The sequence below is a fragment of the Streptomyces sp. NPDC088261 genome, assembly GCF_044740805.1.
Taxonomy (GTDB): domain Bacteria; phylum Actinomycetota; class Actinomycetes; order Streptomycetales; family Streptomycetaceae; genus Streptomyces.
Window position 1 is genome coordinate 287,846 of the sequence record NZ_JBIURL010000010.1, and the last position, 16,342, is coordinate 304,187.

Sequence of the window (16,342 nt, forward strand, 5' to 3'; positions counted from 1 at the left end):
TCAGCCCAGCGCCGACTTCACCACGTCCGCCAGGCGGCCCGCGACCGATCGGGCCTGCTCGATGTCGGCTGCCTCGACCATGACCCGTACCAGTGGCTCCGTGCCCGAGGAGCGCAGGAGGACCCGGCCGGTGGAGCCCAGTTCCGCCTCCGCCTCGGCGACGGCGGTCGCCAGGTCCGGGGAGGTGTGGACCCGCGCCTTGTCGACGTCCGGGACGTTCACGAGCACCTGCGGCAGCCGGTGCATGACGCCCGCGAGGTCGGCGAGCGTGCGGCCGGTCGCGGCGACGCGCGCCGCCAGCAACAGGCCGGTCAGCGTGCCGTCGCCGGTCGTGGCGTGGTCCAGGACGATGACGTGGCCGGACTGCTCGCCGCCGAGCGCGTACCCGTGCTCCTTCATCGACTCCAGGACGTACCGGTCGCCGACGGCGGTCTCCACCAGGTGGATGCCCTCCCGCTCCATCGCGATCTTGAAGCCGAGGTTGGACATGACCGTGCCGACCACCGCGTCCCCGCGCAGCGTCCCGGCCTCCCGCATGGCCAGGGCCAGGACCGCGAGGATCTGGTCGCCGTCGACCGCCTCGCCCGCCGCGTCCACGGCGAGGCAGCGGTCGGCGTCGCCGTCGTGCGCGATGCCGAGGTCCGCGCCGTGCTCGACCACGGCGGCCCTGAGCAGGTCCAGGTGGGTGGAGCCGCACCCGTCGTTGATGTTCAGCCCGTCCGGCTCTGCGCCGATCGTGATGACCTCGGCCCCGGCGCGCGCGAAGGCCTCGGGCGAGACCCGGGCGGCGGCGCCGTGCGCCTCGTCCAGGACGACCTTGAGGCCGTCGAGCCGGTTCGGCAGGACGCCGATGAGGTGGGCCACGTACCGGTCGAAGCCTTCGTCGTACGAGCGGATCCGGCCGACGCCGCCACCCGTCGGGCGCTCCCACGGCTCGCCGGTGCGGTGCTGCTCGTAGATCGATTCGATACGGTCCTCCAGCTCGTCGGCGAGCTTGTGGCCGCCGCGCGCGAAGAACTTGACACCGTTGTCCGGCATGGCGTTGTGGCTCGCGGAGAGCATCACGCCGAGGTCGGCGCCCAGCACACCGGTGAGATACGCCACCGCCGGGGTGGGCAGCACACCGACCCGCAGGACGTCCACACCGGCGCTCGCGAGACCCGCCACCACGGCGGCCTCCAGGAATTCGCCGGAGGCGCGGGGGTCGCGGCCCACCACCGCCGTCGGACGGTGTCCCTCGAACGTCCCCACCTCGCCGAGCACATGTGCCGCCGCGACCGACAGACCGAGCGCGAGCTCCGCCGTCAGATCGGCGTTGGCGACACCGCGCACGCCGTCCGTGCCGAAGAGTCGTCCCACAGCTCTCCCTCCAAAAAACGCACGGAACCGTCCCGGCTCCGCACGTAAAAGCTCCGAAAACGCCAAAACCCAAAGTACTGAGCGTCTGATGCTGTTATACGCCCGAGTAGTTCAAGAAAACGAACGCCCCGGCGGCACGGAGTGCCGCCGGGGCGTTCGAAGACAGACAGACCAACCAGCGTGATTAGCGCTTGCTGTACTGCGGGGCCTTACGGGCCTTCTTGAGACCGGCCTTCTTGCGCTCGACCGCACGGTCGTCACGCGAGAGGAAACCGGCCTTCTTGAGCGGGGCGCGGTTGTTGTCCACGTCCGCCTCGTTCAGCGCGCGGGCCACGCCGAGGCGCAGGGCGCCGGCCTGACCGGAGACGCCGCCACCCGAGATGCGGGCGATGACGTCGTAGCGGTTGTCGAGCTCAAGGATCTTGAAGGGGTCGTTCACTTCCTGCTGGTGCACCTTGTTCGGGAAGTAACCCTCAAGGGTGCGACCGTTGATCTTCCACTTGCCGGTGCCCGGAACGATCCGGACGCGGGCGATGGCGTTCTTGCGGCGGCCCAGGCCGGCGGCCGGCTGGGGGTCGCCGAAGCGGGACGCCAGGGACTCGCTGGTGTACTCACCCTCGACGGGGACCTCGGACTCGAAGGTCGTCACGGCTTCGAAGGTCTCCTCACCCTCGGCGCTCTCGACGGGGGCTTCAGTAGTGGACTCGGCCACGATTCTCCTCAGATTTCTTTATGTCTTAGGGGGTGGCCGGAACTACTGCGCGACCTGGGTGATCTCGAACGGGACGGGCTGCTGGGCAGCGTGCGGGTGCTGGTCGCCCGCGTAGATCTTCAGCTTCGAGAGCATCTGACGACCCAGGGTGTTCTTCGGGATCATTCCCTTGATGGCCTTCTCGACGGCCTTCTCGGGGTTCTTGGCGAGGAGCTCGTCATAACGGACGGAGCGCAGACCACCCGGGTAACCGGAGTGGCGGTACGCCATCTTCTGGGTCCGCTTGTTGCCGGACAGGTGCACCTTGTCCGCGTTGATGATGACGACGAAGTCGCCGGTGTCAACGTGGGGGGCGTAGATCGCCTTGTGCTTACCGCGCAGAAGGTTGGCGGCAGTGGTCGCCAGACGGCCCAAGACGATGTCCTGGGCGTCGATGACGTGCCACTGGCGTGTCACATCGCCGGGCTTGGGGCTGTACGTACGCACGGTCGTAGCCTTCGCTTCTTCAGTGAGTGGGAACCTGACAAGGCCACCCGGACGATCACGACAGCCATGGCGGCACAACGGGGACGCAACCCGTGTACCTGCCTCTGTCCATCGGCCCGGTGGACCGGCGTAAGGGCCCCTCGCGTGAGAACGACCAAGCCAATACGCATAACGAACCAGCAGAATACCCGGGCGCCCCCGCACGGGTCAAAACGAGCTCCGGGGCCCGTCCCGCGCCCTCTCCCACGGTGTCCTCAATCGCCGGACGGGCTTGTTCTTCCTACCGCTCCCGCGCCACGCGCCGCTCGTCCCACACCGGCTCCGGCGTCTCCCGGACCACCCCGTCCGACCCGAACACCAGATACCGGTCGAACGACCGCGCGAACCACCGGTCGTGCGTCACCGCCACCACCGTCCCGTCGTACACCTCGAGCCCGTCCTGCAACGCCTCCGCCGACTCCAGGTCCAGGTTGTCCGTCGGCTCGTCCAGCAGCAGCGCCGTCGTCCCCCGCAACTCCAGCAGCAGGATCTGGAACCGCGCCTGCTGCCCGCCCGACAGCTTCTCGAACGGCTGGTCCCCCTGCCGCTCCAGCTCGTACCGCCGCAGCACGCTCATCGCCCCGCCCCGGTCCTTCGCGTGCTCGGTCCACAGGATGTCGACCAGCGTCCGCCCCAGCAGCTCCGGATGCGCGTGCGTCTGCGCGAAGTGCCCCGGCACCACCCGCGCCCCCAGCTTCCACTCCCCCGTGTGCCGGACGTCCTCCCCCGCCAGCAGCCGCAGGAAGTGCGACTTCCCCGACCCGTTCGAGCCGAGGACCGCCACTCGCTCGCCGTAGAAGATCTCCAGCGAGAAGGGCTTCATCAGCCCGGTCAGCTCCAGGTCCTTGCAGGTCACCGCCCGTACGCCGGTCCGCCCGCCCTTCAGCCGCATGGTGATCTCCTGCTCGCGCGGCGGCTCCGGCGGCGGTCCCGCGTCCTCGAACTTCTTGAAGCGCGTCTGCATCGCCCGGTAGCGCGACGCCATGTCGGGGCTGATCGCCGCCTGCTGCCGCAGCCGGTGCACCAGCGCCTTGAGCCGGGCGTGCTCCTCGTCCCAGCGCCGCTTCAGCTCCTCGAAGCGCGCGAAGCGCTCCTTGCGCGCCTGGTGGTACGTACCGAATCCGCCGCCGTGCACCCACACGTCCGAGCCCGCCGGGCTCGGCTCGACACTGACGATCTTCTCGGCGGCCCTGGCCAGCAGCTCCCGGTCGTGGGAGACGAAGAGGACCGTCTTACGGGTCTCCTTCAGCTTCTCCTCCAGCCAGCGCTTGCCGGGGACGTCCAGATAGTTGTCCGGCTCGTCCAGGAGCAGCACCTCGTCCGGCCCGCGCAGCAGTGCCTCCAGCACCAGCCGCTTCTGCTCGCCGCCGGACAGCGTGGTCAGCCCGCGGAACTGCGCCTTGTCGTACGGGACACCCAGCGCCGCCATCGTGCACATGTCCCAGACCGTCTCGGCCTCGTACCCCCGCGCCTCCGCCCAGTCGCTCAGCGCCTGCGCGTACCGCATCTGCGCGGCCTCGTCGTCGACCGTCATGATCAGGTGCTCGGCCTCGTCGACCGCCCGCGCCGCCTCGCGGATGCGCGGCTGGGCGACGGAGACCAGCAGGTCACGTACCGTACGGTCGTCGCGCACCGAGCCCACGAACTGCGACATGACACCGAGCCCGCCGCTGACCGTGACCGTCCCGCCGTGCGGTTGCAGCTCCCCCGCGATCAGCCGCAGCAGCGTGGTCTTGCCGGCGCCGTTGGCCCCGACGAGCGCGACGACGGCGCCCTCCCCCACGCGGAACGAAGCGTCGCCGAGCAGCACCCGTCCGTCGGGGAGGTAGTACTCCAGGTGCCCTGCCTCAAGATGTCCCATGGTCCGCATTGTCGGGCCCCCGGCGGCCCAGGCCCAATCGTTTTCCGCCACACGTTCTGTCGCACGCCGGTACGAGCGGGGCCCGCCCGGCCTTAAACTCCCGGCATGAGCTTTGGGCAAGGGGGACCCTCCTGGGGCAGCCCCGGTTCACCGACACCAGGACACGATCCCTACGGATCGCAGGATCCTTACGGATCACAGAGCCCGCACGGATCCCAGAACCCTCACGACCCGTACGGCACACCCGACCCGTACTCCGCTCCCGACTCGTACGCCGCACAGACGCGCGAGCCGTACAACAGCCGGACCCCTGACCCGTACAGCGCGCAGACCCCTGACCCGTACGACAGCCGGACCCCCGACCCGTACGCCGCGCAGACCCCCGACCCGTACGGCAGCCAGACCCCCGACTGGGCGGCGCTCGCCGACGCCTCCGCCGGCCGCGCCCGCCGCAAGCGGTGGCTGCTGATAGGCGGCGGAGGTCTCGCGACGGCCGCCGTCGTCGCGGTCGTCGCCTCCGTCATCGTGTCCATGAGCAGCAGCGGTGACACCGGTCCCAGCGCGGCCGGGAAGGCGTCCGAGGACGTGCCGTCCGCCGCCGCGACCCCGAGCGAGGCGACCGATCCCGAGCCGTCCTTCCCCTCGGCCTCCCCGCTGCCGCCGCCCGACCCGAAGGACTTCGTCTCCTCCGCCGACAAGGACACCGCGCCGCTCTCGGCCGACACCCTCTTCCCCGGCGCGAAGCTGACGATGGAGGGGCGCGAGTACAAGAAGGGCGCGACCACCCGTACGACCAACTGCGCGGCCTCCGCGCAGGGCGCCCTCGGCTCGATCCTCGCCGCCAACAGCTGTGACGAGGTGATCCGCGCCACGTACAGCAAGGGCGGGGTCGCCGTCACGATCGGCGTCGCGGTCTTCGAGAAGGAGTCCCAGGCGCTCAAGGCGAAGGGCGAGGCCAGGGACGGCATCGCCTCCCTGTCCGGGAACGGCGTCCCGACCTTCTGCCGGGACGGCGTGATCTGCCGCAAGACGACCAACTCGTTCGGCCGTTACGTGTACTTCACGGTCGGCGGCTTCACCTCGGGCAAGGACGTCACCAAGGCCGACAAGGCCGTCTTCACCACCGGTGACGACATCTCGGAGTTCACGTTCCGCCAGATCTACCAGCGCGGCCGCCTCCAGGCCTCGGCGGCGGCGGTCCAGCCCGACGCGTAAGGCGCGCACGCCCCCGGCCGGGCCCCGCTGTCACGCCCCCGGCCGGGCCCCGCTGTCACACTGGGGGCCCAAGGTCGAACAGCCGGAGGCGTAGCGCATGGCGGTCAGAGTCACCGTGGTGGTCCCGACGTACAACTCGGGGCCGCTCATCAAACCACTGGTCGATTCGATGCTCCGGCAGACGATGCCCCCCGAGGAGTTCGAGGTGCTGTTCGTCGACGACGGCTCGACGGACAACACCCCGGCCCAGCTCGCCGCCCTGGTCGCGGAGCACCCGAACTTCCGCTTCACCGAGATCCCCAACTCCGGCTGGCCGGGCAGGCCCCGCAACGTCGCGATCGAGCTGGCGCGCGGGGAGTACGTGCAGTTCATCGACCACGACGACCTGCTCGGCGACGAGGCGCTCCGCCGGATGTACGACCTCGGCCACGCCAACCGCTCCGACATCGTCATCGGCAAGGTCGTCAGCAACTTCCGGCTGCGCGGCATCCCGCACGCCCTGATGAGCAGGACCCGGGAGTCGTGCACCTTCGAGACGGCGCCCCTGCACGACAGCCTGACGGTCCACAAGATGTACCGGACGGCCTTCCTGCGGGAGCAGGAGATCCGCTTCCCCGTCGGGCACTTCGTCGGCGAGGACCTGCTCTTCATGGTGCCCGCGGTATTCCGCGCCGCGTCCGTCTCCGTCGTCGGCGACTACCCCTGCTACTACTACCTGGAGCGGGAGGACGGCGGCCACACCACCCCCGACCACCTCGATCCGGTCAGCTACAGCGGCAATCTCCGCCAGATCTTCGACGCACTGCGCGCCGAGACCGGTCCCGGCCCGATGCGCGACAAGTGGCTGCGCCGCTTCTGGCGCGCGGACATGGTCAAGTACCTGAGCGAGCCGATCTTCCCCACGTACGAGCCGGAGCAGCGCGGCGCGCTCTTCACCGCGCTGCGCGAGGTGGCGGAGGAGTACCTGACCGAGGAGGTGTACGAGGGGCTGGCCGGCCTGGAGCGGGCCCGCGCCACGCTCGTACGGACCGACCGGCCCGACGCCCTGCTGGAGCTGACCGGGCGGGCGGCGGGGCTGGACGCGGACGTCCGGCTGACGTCGGTGGAGTGGCGGCGGGGGCGGCTGCTGACGCGCTTCGAGGCGCGGTTCACCACGGATGCCGCGGGGACGCCCCTGACCCTCCTGCGCCGGGGGGACCGCTCTTTCCTCGACCCCTCCCTCACGGACGGCCTGGTCGAGCCCGTCGACCTCACGGACGACCTCAAGCTCTTCCGCGCGGACGTCAGCCTGCGCCACCGGGACACCTCCGTGGTGTGGCTGCTGCCGCGCGAGATCTCCGTGTCCTTCGAGGAGGACTTCGAGGAGGAGCCGGTACGGGACACACACCCCGGGCTCCAGGACGGTGACGTCCTCGTCCGACCCGTCGTGCACGGCACGGTCGCCGTGGACCCGGCGCGCGCGGCGGGCGGCGGGCCGCTGGACGACGGCGCCTGGGAGGTGCACGTACGGCTCATGGGGCCGGGCCTGAACCGCTTCGGGCACCCGGAGGCCGGCCCGGACCTCACCCTGCCCGCACCGGCCGTCCTGGACGGCATGGACGGCATGGCCTGCCTGGAGGTCGCCGGCGTCCTGGCGGACGGGCTGACCCTGACCGTACGGGCGACCGACACGCCCCCCGGCCCCCGCCCGCCCAAGGTCACCGTGGTCGTGCCCACCGAGGGCGCGGAGCCCGCCGCCGTACAGGACACGGTCGACTCCCTCACCGCACAGACGCTCCCGGTGGCGGAGTTCGAGGTGATCCAGGTGCCCGAGGCCGCGCGGCCGGACGGCCCTGGCGAGCACGGCACCGGGGAGTACCTGCTGTACATGAAGGCCGGAGACCGCCTGGCCGCCGACGCCCTGGAGCGGCTGTACGCGTACGGCATCGAGCACGACGCGGACATCGTCGTCGGCCGGATGGCGGGGAAGGACCGGGCCGTCCCCCGGGAGCTGTTCGTACGGGACCGGCCGCGCGCCACGTTCGCGAAGGACCCGCTCGCGGACAGCCTGACCGCCAACAAGCTCTTCCACCGCGCGTTCCTCGCCGAGCACGGCCTCCGCTTCCCGGCGGCCGGACTGCCCCTGGGCGAGCAGGCGTTCACCGCAGAGGCGTCCCTGCGCGCGGGCCGCACCGCCGTCCTCGGCGGCGAGGTCTGCTACCACTACGGGCCGAAGCACGACACCCCCGCCGTCCCGCACGCCGACTTCTACGGGGCGCTGCGCGCCCTGGTGCGGACCGTGGACGGCCTCACCGAGCCCGGCGGTACGCGGGACCGGCTGCACCGGCGCTGGCTGCGTGTGGAGCTGCTGGACCAGCTGACCGGCAAGCGGTTCCTGGAGAGGGACGAGGACGACCGGCGGGCGCTCTTCGACGCGATCCGGGACGTCTTCCTGGACGGCGGCATCTCGGAGACGGCGATCGCGGCCCTGACCGCCCCCCGCCGGGTCGCGGTCGGCCTGGTCACCGACAACCGGCTCGACGACCTGGTGACGCTCGCCCGCTGGGAGACGTCCGTGGCGTGCCGCCCCCGGCTGGACGCGGTGTCGTGGCAGGACGACGGCACGCTCCGGACGGCCTTCACGGCGGAACTGCTCGCCGCGGAAGGCCCGTTGGGGGCCACCTCCCCGGACGCGGGACCGGCGGCGCTGCTCCCCGCGGGCCTGTCCGACGACCTGGCGGCCCGCTTCGCCCGCGCACCGCTCACCGGCGGCGCGGCACCCGACGCGGCGTCCGCCGTCGTCGTCCTGCGGGAGCGCGCGGGCGGCGCCGAGTACCGGCTCGCGACGGACGCCACGGTCGACCCCACCGACGGCACCCTCACCGTCGCCGGAAGCGCCTCCCTCGACCCGGCCACGGCAGCGGGCGGCGCCCCGCTCCGGGACGGCGCCTGGGACCTGTACGTACGCCTCACCGCGCTCGGCTGGACGAAGACCGCCAAGCTCGGCTCGTACCGCGCCCCCGAGGTCCCGGAGGAGCTGACCCCCGTACCGCACCCGACCACCCAGGACCGCCGGATCACGCCGTACTGGACCAACCCCCACCACGACCTGGCCCTGCGCGTGGCGGCGCCCCCGGCCCCGAAGACCCCGGCCCCCGCGCCGAGCCTCATCAACCGCCTCGGCCGCCGCCTGCGCCGGGGCTGACACGACGAGGGGGCGGGGCCCACAAGGCCCCGCCCCACTCCCCCACCGTCCGCGCCGTCTCCCCCTCAGCAGCAGCTGTCGGGCGGCGCGCCGGGCAGCGTGCGCTTGTTGCGGGCCTCGCGGCTGCGTGCCGCGAGCAACGCGTCGGCCGGGTAGCCGACTTCCTCCAGCGTGAGCCCGTGCGGCCGTACGACGTGGACCGCCGAGTCCCGTACCCCCGCGGCCAGGACCTTCGCCGGCCACTCCGGCGGCCGGTGCCCGTCGCCGACGAACAGCAGCGCGCCCACCAGGGAGCGCACCATGTTGTGGCAGAAGGCGTCGGCCCGCACGGTGGCCGTGACGATCCCGTCGTCACCCCGCACCCACTCCAGCTTCTGGAGCGTACGGATCGTCGTCGCGCCCTCGCGCCGCTTGCAGTACGCGGCGAAGTCGTGCTCCCCGAGCAGCCCCGCCGACGCCTCGTTCATCGCGTCGACGTCCAACGGCCAGTCGTGCCACAGCACATGACCCCGCAGCAGCGGATCGACTCCGCCGACGTGGTCGCCCACCCGGTAGGCGTACCGCCGGTAGACCGCCGCGAAGCGCGCGTTGAACCCGGCCGGCGCCTCCTCGGCCCTCCACACCCGGATGTCGTGCGGCAGGCGCCCCGCGAGCCGCCGCAGCAGCTTGTCCGCGTGCTCGGCCCACACGTCCTCCGGCAGGTCGACGTGCGCCACCTGCCCGCGCGCGTGCACCCCGGCGTCCGTACGCCCGGCGACGGTCAGGTCGTACGTACGCGAGGAACGGGTCACCGTCCGCAGCGCGTCCTCGATCTCGCCCTGGACGGTCCGCCGGGTGGCCTGCCTGGCCCACCCGGAGAAGTCCTTGCCGTCGTACGAGAGGTCCAGCCGTACCCGTACGGACCCGGCCTCCAGGTCACCGCTCACGCGCACTTCCTCCCAAGCCCCTCGGTCAACTCAGCCCCTCACGCGGAACGGGCCCGCCCCCGTGGGGAGCGGACCCGTCCGTCAGCCATCGGCCTGCGCTGTGTGCTCAGGCGTCCTTGGACTCGTCGGCCGCCTCGGCGGGCTTCGCGTCCTCGACCGGCTTGGCGTCCTCGGCGGTCTCGTCGGACGACGCGTCCTTCTTCAGGGCGTCTTCCTTGACCGCGCGCTTGGTCGCCGCCTCGGCCTCACCGGTGGCGGCCTGCGCCACGGTCAGGGCCTCGACCAGCTCGATGACCGCCATCGGGGCGTTGTCGCCACGACGGTTGCCGATCTTGGTGATGCGCGTGTAACCACCGGGGCGGTTCTCGTACCTCGGGGCGATCTCGGTGAAGAGCGTGTGCACGACGCTCTTGTCCGTGATCGACTGAAGCACCAGGCGACGGTTGTGGATGTCGCCCTTCTTCGCCTTGGTGATGAAACGCTCCGCGATCGGGCGGACACGCCGGGCCTTGGCCTCGGTCGTGGTGATCTTGCCGTGCTCGAAGAGCGACTTCGCGAGGTTCGCGAGAAGCAGCTTCTCGTGCGCGGCACTGCCGCCCAGACGGGCACCCTTGGCGGGCTTCGGCATGGTGTTACTCCTTCATATCTGCACCGGCCGTATCAGGTACCGATGTCAGTTCCCGCAGGGCGGCCGCCCTGCGGAAGATCACGTCAAGCCCGTCCGGCGATGGAGGACAAAGCCTCACCCCCGGGGCCCCGGGCTCAGTACTGCTCGGTCTCCACGAACCCGGCGTCCGCGTCGTCGTCCGCGCCAAACGCGTCCGCGGCGGCGGTCGGGTCGAATCCGGGCGGGCTGTCCTTGAGCGCCAGACCCATCCCGGCCAGCTTCGCCTTGACCTCGTCGATCGACTTGGCGCCGAAGTTACGGATGTCGAGCAGGTCCGCCTCGGACCGGGCCACCAGCTCGCCCACCGAGTGGATGCCCTCGCGCTTGAGGCAGTTGTACGACCGGACGGTGAGCTCCAGCTCCTCGATCGGCAGCGCCAGATCCGCGGCCAGCGCCGCGTCCGTCGGCGACGGGCCCATGTCGATGCCCTCGGCGTCGATGTTGAGCTCGCGCGCCAGACCGAACAGCTCGACCAGCGTCTTGCCGGCGGACGCCATGGCGTCCCGCGGCCGCATGGCCTGCTTGGTCTCGACGTCGACGATCAGCTTGTCGAAGTCGGTGCGCTGCTCGACACGGGTCGCCTCGACCTTGTACGTGACCTTGAGCACCGGGGAGTAGATGGAGTCGACCGGGATACGCCCGATCTCCTGGCCCACCTGCTTGTTCTGCACGGCGGAGACGTAGCCGCGACCGCGCTCGACGGTCAGCTCCATCTCCAGCTTGCCCTTGCCGTTCAGCGTCGCCAGGACGAGGTCCGGGTTGTGGACCTCGACACCGGCCGGCGGGGCGATGTCGGCGGCGGTGACCAGGCCGGGACCCTGCTTGCGCAGGTACATCACGACGGGCTCGTCGTGCTCCGAGGAGACGACGAGCTGCTTGATGTTGAGGATCTGGTCGGTCACGTCCTCCTTGACGCCCGGCACGGTGGTGAACTCGTGCAGGACCCCGTCGATCCGGATGCTTGTGACAGCGGCACCGGGGATCGAGGAGAGCAGCGTACGGCGGAGGGAGTTTCCGAGGGTGTAACCGAAACCGGGCTCCAGCGGCTCGATCACGAACCGGGAGCGGTATTCGTCGACGACCTCTTCGGTCAGCGACGGGCGCTGGGCGATAAGCATTCTGTTGACCTTCCAGTCTTGGCACCCACTATTTGATGCCAACGGAACAAGCGTACGGGCGGCACGGCGCGAATGCGCAGTACCGCCCGCGAGTCATGCGCCACACCCCCTCGCAGGGGGTACGGAGTCAGACGCGGCGACGCTTCGGCGGGCGGCAGCCGTTGTGCGGGGTGGGGGTGACGTCCTGGATCGAACCCACCTCGAGGCCGGTGGCCTGGAGCGAGCGGATCGCGGTCTCACGGCCGGAGCCGGGACCCTTCACGAAGACGTCGACCTTGCGCATGCCGTGCTCCTGCGCGCGACGGGCGGCCGACTCGGCGGCCATCTGCGCGGCGAAGGGCGTGGACTTGCGCGAACCCTTGAAGCCGACGTGGCCGGCGGAGGCCCAGGAGATCACATTGCCCGAAGGGTCCGTGATCGAGACGATCGTGTTGTTGAACGTGCTCTTGATGTGGGCGTGCCCATGAGCGACGTTCTTCTTTTCCTTGCGGCGCACCTTCTTGGCTGCGCCCTGACGGCCCTTAGGAGGCATGTATTTACTCCTGCGTGGAGGTGATCGGTCCTACAGCGAAGACCGCTGGTGAGCGTCCGCTGAGGACTACTTCTTGCCCGGCTTCTTCTTGCCGGCGATGGCGCGACGCGGACCCTTGCGGGTACGAGCGTTCGTGCTGGTGCGCTGACCGTGCACCGGCAGGCCACGACGGTGACGCAGACCCTGGTAGCAGCCGATCTCGACCTTGCGGCGGATGTCGGCGGCGATCTCGCGACGAAGGTCACCCTCGGTCTTGAGGTTGGCGTCCACGTATTCGCGGATCCTGACGAGGTCTTCCTCGGCAAGGTCGCGGACGCGGATGTCAGGGTTGACACCGGCGGCGGCGAGGGTCTCCTTGGACCGGGTGCGCCCGATGCCGAAGACGTAGGTGAGGGCGACCTCGACGCGCTTTTCGCGCGGGAGGTCAACGCCTGCGAGGCGTGCCATTCATGGCTCCTGATGATTCGGAGGTCTTCCGCAGTCTCTGTCCCGGCTGCCGTACGCGTACGTACGGTCCGGGTCCCCGGCCTCCGCCGGAGGTGTCGGTCCTCTTTACGAGGAGCCGGACACTGCGTAATTACGAGTTGCTCGCGTCACGCGAAGTACTGCGAGAGGCAGGCGGTCGTGCGTCAGCCCTGGCGCTGCTTGTGGCGCAGGTTGTCGCAGATGACCATGACCCGGCCGTGACGGCGGATCACCTTGCACTTGTCGCAGATCTTCTTGACGCTCGGCTTGACCTTCATGGAATTGAGGTTCTCCGGGTCAGTGCGGACGCCCCCTGGACAGGGACGACTGCAAGATCTACTTGTATCGGTAGACGATCCGGCCACGCGTCAGGTCGTACGGAGACAGCTCCACCACAACCCGGTCATCGGGCAGGATCCGGATGTAGTGCATCCGCATCTTGCCGCTGATGTGCGCGAGGACCTTGTGACCGTTCTGGAGCTCCACCCTGAACATCGCATTCGGGAGGGACTCGATCACGGTGCCCTCAATTTCGATGGCACCTTGCTTCTTGGCCACGCTTCGCCCTTCGAATCGGCTACCTTGATCGTCTCCGGCGGCCGTATGCGGACACACGGGTACACCAGAGCCGACGCGTCAGTCTACGGCAGCCCACTCGAAAAGACGAATCCGTCCAGTCTGCCCACGCCCCGAGATCCTTAAGCGGCACAAGGCCTCACAGCGGTCGCGCCCGCTCTACGCCAGGGGATCCGGCGCCGCCGTCACGCCCAGCTCCGCGAGCTTCGCCCTGCCGCCGTCCGGGGACGTCAGGACCAGCGGGCCGGCCTCCGTGAGGGCGATCGAGTGCTCCCAGTGCGAGGACCAGGTGCCGTCCTTCGTGATGACCGTCCACTCGTCGGCCAGCACCTCCGTGTGGGGCGTGCCGAGCGACACCATGGGCTCGATCGCCAGGCAGAAGCCGGGGACCAGCTTGGGGCCCTTGCCGCGCTTCCGGGAGACGTAGTTCAGCAGGTGCGGGTCCATGTGCATCTCCGTACCGATGCCGTGGCCGCCGTAGTCCTCGACGATGCCGTACTTCCCGCCGCCCGGCCTGGGCTGCCTGCGGATGTACGTCTCGATCGCCCGGGACACGTCCACCAGGCGGTTGCCGGCCTTCATCGCCGCGATGCCGGCCCACATCGACTCCTCGGTCACCCGGGACAGCTCGATCAGCTCCGGAGCGTGACCGGTGCCCACGAACGCCGTGAAGGCCGCGTCCCCGTGCCAGCCGTCCACGATCGCGCCGGCGTCGACCGAGATGATGTCCCCGTCCTTGAGGACGGTCTTCTCGTCGGGGATGCCATGCACCACGACCTCGTTGACCGAGGTGCAGATCGTCGCGGGGAACCCGCCGTACCCGAGGAAGTTCGGCTTCGCGCCGTGCGCGGCCAGCACCTTGCGGGCGACCATGTCGAGGTCCTTGGTGGTGGCACCCGGCACCGCGGCCTCCGCCGTGGCCGCGTGGACCGCGGCGACGACCAGCCCCGCCTCGCGCATCTTCGCGATCTGCTCGGGAGTCTTGATCTCCACCATGGCTCTGCTGCCTTCCACCTGACTCGTACGACCGGAACTCAACAGTAAAGCCGTGGTGTCCCTGGGGACGCCACGGCCGTACCGCGTGAAAAACCCTGTGCGACCGCGCTTACGCGGCCTCGTCGCTCCTGAGCGCCTCCATCGCGCGGTCGGTCACCTCGGTGACCGTACCGAGCGCGGAGATCGTCACCACGAGGCCCTGGGCCTTGTAGTGGTCGATGATCGGCTCGGTCTGCGTGTGGTAGACCTCCAGCCGTCTGCGCACCGTCTCCTCGGAGTCGTCGTCGCGCTGGTACAGCTCGCCGCCGCAGAGGTCACAGACACCCTCCGTCTTCGGACGCTGGTTCGCGACGTGGAAAACGTGGGCGCTGTTGTTGCGGCAGATGCGCCGCCCCGCGATGCGCCGTACGACCTCGTCCTCGGGGATCTCCAGGTCCAGCACCGCGTCCAGCTTCACGCCGTCCGCCGCGAGGGCCTTGTCCAGCGCTTCCGCCTGCGACACGTTCCGGGGAAAGCCGTCGAGCAGGAAGCCCTTCTCGGCGTCCGGGCGGCTCATCCGGTCTCGTGCCATCGCGATCGTGACCTCGTCGGGTACCAGGTTTCCCGCGTCCATGAAGGACTTCGCCTGTTTGCCGAGCTCTGTGCCCTGGCTGATGTTGGCGCGGAAAAGGTCGCCCGTGGAAATGTGTGGGATCGACAGGTTCTTGGCGAGGAACGCGGCCTGCGTACCCTTGCCGGCACCGGGCGGCCCGACGAGGACGATTCGCATCAGCGGAGGAACCCTTCGTAATTGCGCTGCTGAAGCTGGCTCTCGATCTGCTTCACGGTTTCCAGACCCACACCCACGATGATCAGGATGCTTGTCCCGCCGAACGGGAAGTTCTGGTTCGCACCGCCGAAGCCTGCCAACGCCATCGTCGGGACAAGAGCAATCAGACCCAGGTACAGCGAGCCCGGCCAAGTGATCCTGTTGAGCACGTAGCTCAGGTACTCGGCGGTAGGGCGACCAGCCCGGATACCCGGGATGAAGCCACCATACTTCTTCATGTTGTCCGCTACTTCTTCGGGGTTGAAGGAGATCGCCACGTAGAAGAACGCGAAGAACACGATGAGCAAGAAGTAGGTCGCGATGTAGTACGGATGGTCACCCTTGACGAAGTGCGCCTCGATCCAGGTCTTCCAGCCGGACTGCGAGCTGGAGAACTGGGCGATCAGAGCGGGGATGTAGAGCAGCGACGAGGCGAAGATGACGGGGATCACACCCGCCTGGTTCACCTTGAGCGGGATGTACGTCGACGTACCGCCGTACGACCTCCGGCCGATCATGCGCTTCGCGTACTGGACGGGGATCCGGCGCTGCGCCTGCTCGACGAAGACGACCAGGCCCACCATGACGAAGCCGATCAGGATGACCGTACCGAACTCGATCCAGCCCTTGGCGAGCGTGCCGCTCTGCTTGATGGCCCAGAGGGCGCCCGGGAAGCCGGCCGCGATCGAGATGAACATCAGGATGGACATGCCGTTGCCGATGCCCTTGTCGGTGATGAGCTCACCGAGCCACATGACGGCGGCGGTACCGGCGGTCATCGTGATCACCATCGTGACGGTGACGAAGATCGACTGGTCGGGGACGATCTGCCCGGCCACCGGGCAGCCGCTGAAGAGCGCGCCGCTGCGGGCCGTGGCGACCAGGCCGGTGCCCTGGAGGACGGCGAGGGCGACGGTCAGGTACCGGGTGTACTGCGTGATCTTCGACTGGCCGGACGAGCCTTCCTTCTTGAGGGCTTCCAGCCGTGGGATGACCACGGTCAGCAGCTGAAGGATGATGCTCGCCGTGATGTACGGCATGATGCCGAGCGCGAAGATCGTGATCTGCAACAACGCGCCGCCGCTGAACATGTTCACGAGCCCGAAGAGGCTGTTGTTGCCCTTTTGAGCCGCGTCGATACATGTCTGGACATTCTCGTAGCTGACCCCGGGGACGGGGATGTGCGCCCCGAGCCGGTACAGCACGATGATGGCGAGTGTGAAGAGCAGCTTCTTGCGCAGGTCGGGCGTCTTGAACGCCCGGGCGAACGCGGTGAGCACGGTGCCTCCTGCGACCCCCGCGCTACTGCGTCAGAGGTGACGGTATTGAGGATCGACGGATAAGGGACGAGCGGGTCCTGCGGGTCAACGAGCGGACACCGCGTGAAGTGCCCGTGAG

The 16,342-nt window shown here is 69.5% G+C and carries 16 protein-coding genes; 2 read left to right on the forward strand and 14 right to left on the reverse strand.

Annotation, left to right across the window (positions count from 1 at the left end; all coding sequences use genetic code 11):
• The 4 genes from glmM to ACIODU_RS21385 form a co-directional block, all read right to left on the reverse strand.
• Positions 1 to 1,359: a phosphoglucosamine mutase gene (glmM, locus tag ACIODU_RS21370; RefSeq protein ID WP_401769504.1), complete on the reverse strand. Its 1,359-nt coding sequence runs from the start codon at positions 1,357 to 1,359 to the stop codon at positions 1 to 3.
• A gap of 184 nt (positions 1,360 to 1,543) precedes the next feature.
• A complete protein-coding gene (rpsI, locus tag ACIODU_RS21375) occupies positions 1,544 to 2,071 on the reverse strand; it encodes a 30S ribosomal protein S9 (protein WP_356432750.1) in 528 nt (175 codons plus the stop codon).
• 42 nt (positions 2,072 to 2,113) lie between these two features.
• On the reverse strand, positions 2,114 to 2,557 hold the full coding sequence (rplM, locus tag ACIODU_RS21380) for a 50S ribosomal protein L13 (RefSeq protein WP_161311135.1): 444 nt from the start codon (positions 2,555 to 2,557) through the stop codon (positions 2,114 to 2,116).
• Between the two features lie 280 nt (positions 2,558 to 2,837).
• Positions 2,838 to 4,466, reverse strand: coding sequence for an ATP-binding cassette domain-containing protein (locus tag ACIODU_RS21385; protein ID WP_356432748.1), 1,629 nt, complete (start codon positions 4,464 to 4,466; stop codon positions 2,838 to 2,840).
• A gap of 96 nt (positions 4,467 to 4,562) precedes the next feature.
• On the opposite strand from ACIODU_RS21385, the gene ACIODU_RS21390 reads away from it, so the two are divergent.
• Both ACIODU_RS21390 and ACIODU_RS21395 read left to right on the forward strand, forming a co-directional pair.
• Entirely contained in the window at positions 4,563 to 5,672 is a 1,110-nt protein-coding gene (locus ACIODU_RS21390) for a hypothetical protein (protein ID WP_401769505.1), read from the forward strand.
• A 97-nt stretch (positions 5,673 to 5,769) separates the two neighbouring features.
• The gene (locus ACIODU_RS21395; RefSeq protein ID WP_401769506.1) at positions 5,770 to 8,856 is read left to right on the forward strand and encodes a glycosyltransferase; all 3,087 of its coding nucleotides are present in this window, start codon (positions 5,770 to 5,772) and stop codon (positions 8,854 to 8,856) included.
• Positions 8,857 to 8,921: 65 nt separating this feature from the next.
• On the opposite strand, the gene truA is transcribed toward ACIODU_RS21395, so the two are convergent.
• The 10 genes from truA to secY form a co-directional block, all read right to left on the reverse strand.
• Positions 8,922 to 9,782 (reverse strand): tRNA pseudouridine(38-40) synthase TruA, encoded by an 861-nt coding sequence (truA, locus tag ACIODU_RS21400; RefSeq protein WP_401769507.1) that lies wholly within the window; start codon positions 9,780 to 9,782, stop codon positions 8,922 to 8,924.
• 106 nt (positions 9,783 to 9,888) lie between these two features.
• Positions 9,889 to 10,410 carry a 50S ribosomal protein L17 gene (gene rplQ, locus ACIODU_RS21405; RefSeq protein ID WP_356432740.1) on the reverse strand — a complete coding sequence of 174 codons (522 nt, stop codon included), beginning with the start codon at positions 10,408 to 10,410 and terminating at the stop codon, positions 9,889 to 9,891.
• 134 nt (positions 10,411 to 10,544) lie between these two features.
• Positions 10,545 to 11,567: a DNA-directed RNA polymerase subunit alpha gene (locus ACIODU_RS21410; RefSeq protein ID WP_161311141.1), complete on the reverse strand. Its 1,023-nt coding sequence runs from the start codon at positions 11,565 to 11,567 to the stop codon at positions 10,545 to 10,547.
• Positions 11,568 to 11,694: 127 nt separating this feature from the next.
• Positions 11,695 to 12,099: a 30S ribosomal protein S11 gene (rpsK, locus tag ACIODU_RS21415; protein ID WP_003956432.1), complete on the reverse strand. Its 405-nt coding sequence runs from the start codon at positions 12,097 to 12,099 to the stop codon at positions 11,695 to 11,697.
• A gap of 66 nt (positions 12,100 to 12,165) precedes the next feature.
• Positions 12,166 to 12,546 (reverse strand): 30S ribosomal protein S13, encoded by a 381-nt coding sequence (rpsM, locus tag ACIODU_RS21420; RefSeq protein ID WP_356432737.1) that lies wholly within the window; start codon positions 12,544 to 12,546, stop codon positions 12,166 to 12,168.
• Between the two features lie 182 nt (positions 12,547 to 12,728).
• Positions 12,729 to 12,842: a 50S ribosomal protein L36 gene (gene rpmJ / locus ACIODU_RS21425; RefSeq protein WP_003956441.1), complete on the reverse strand. Its 114-nt coding sequence runs from the start codon at positions 12,840 to 12,842 to the stop codon at positions 12,729 to 12,731.
• Positions 12,843 to 12,900: 58 nt separating this feature from the next.
• A complete protein-coding gene (gene infA, locus ACIODU_RS21430) occupies positions 12,901 to 13,122 on the reverse strand; it encodes a translation initiation factor IF-1 (RefSeq protein ID WP_014047798.1) in 222 nt (73 codons plus the stop codon).
• 177 nt (positions 13,123 to 13,299) lie between these two features.
• Entirely contained in the window at positions 13,300 to 14,136 is an 837-nt protein-coding gene (map, locus tag ACIODU_RS21435) for a type I methionyl aminopeptidase (RefSeq protein WP_401769508.1), read from the reverse strand.
• 109 nt (positions 14,137 to 14,245) lie between these two features.
• Positions 14,246 to 14,905, reverse strand: coding sequence for an adenylate kinase (locus tag ACIODU_RS21440; RefSeq protein ID WP_356433016.1), 660 nt, complete (start codon positions 14,903 to 14,905; stop codon positions 14,246 to 14,248).
• Positions 14,905 to 16,224, reverse strand: a complete 1,320-nt coding sequence (gene secY / locus ACIODU_RS21445) for a preprotein translocase subunit SecY (RefSeq protein WP_161311145.1) — start codon at positions 16,222 to 16,224, stop codon at positions 14,905 to 14,907. Before secY ends, ACIODU_RS21440 begins: the two co-directional genes overlap by 1 nt.
• Positions 16,225 to 16,342 lie beyond the last annotated feature (118 nt).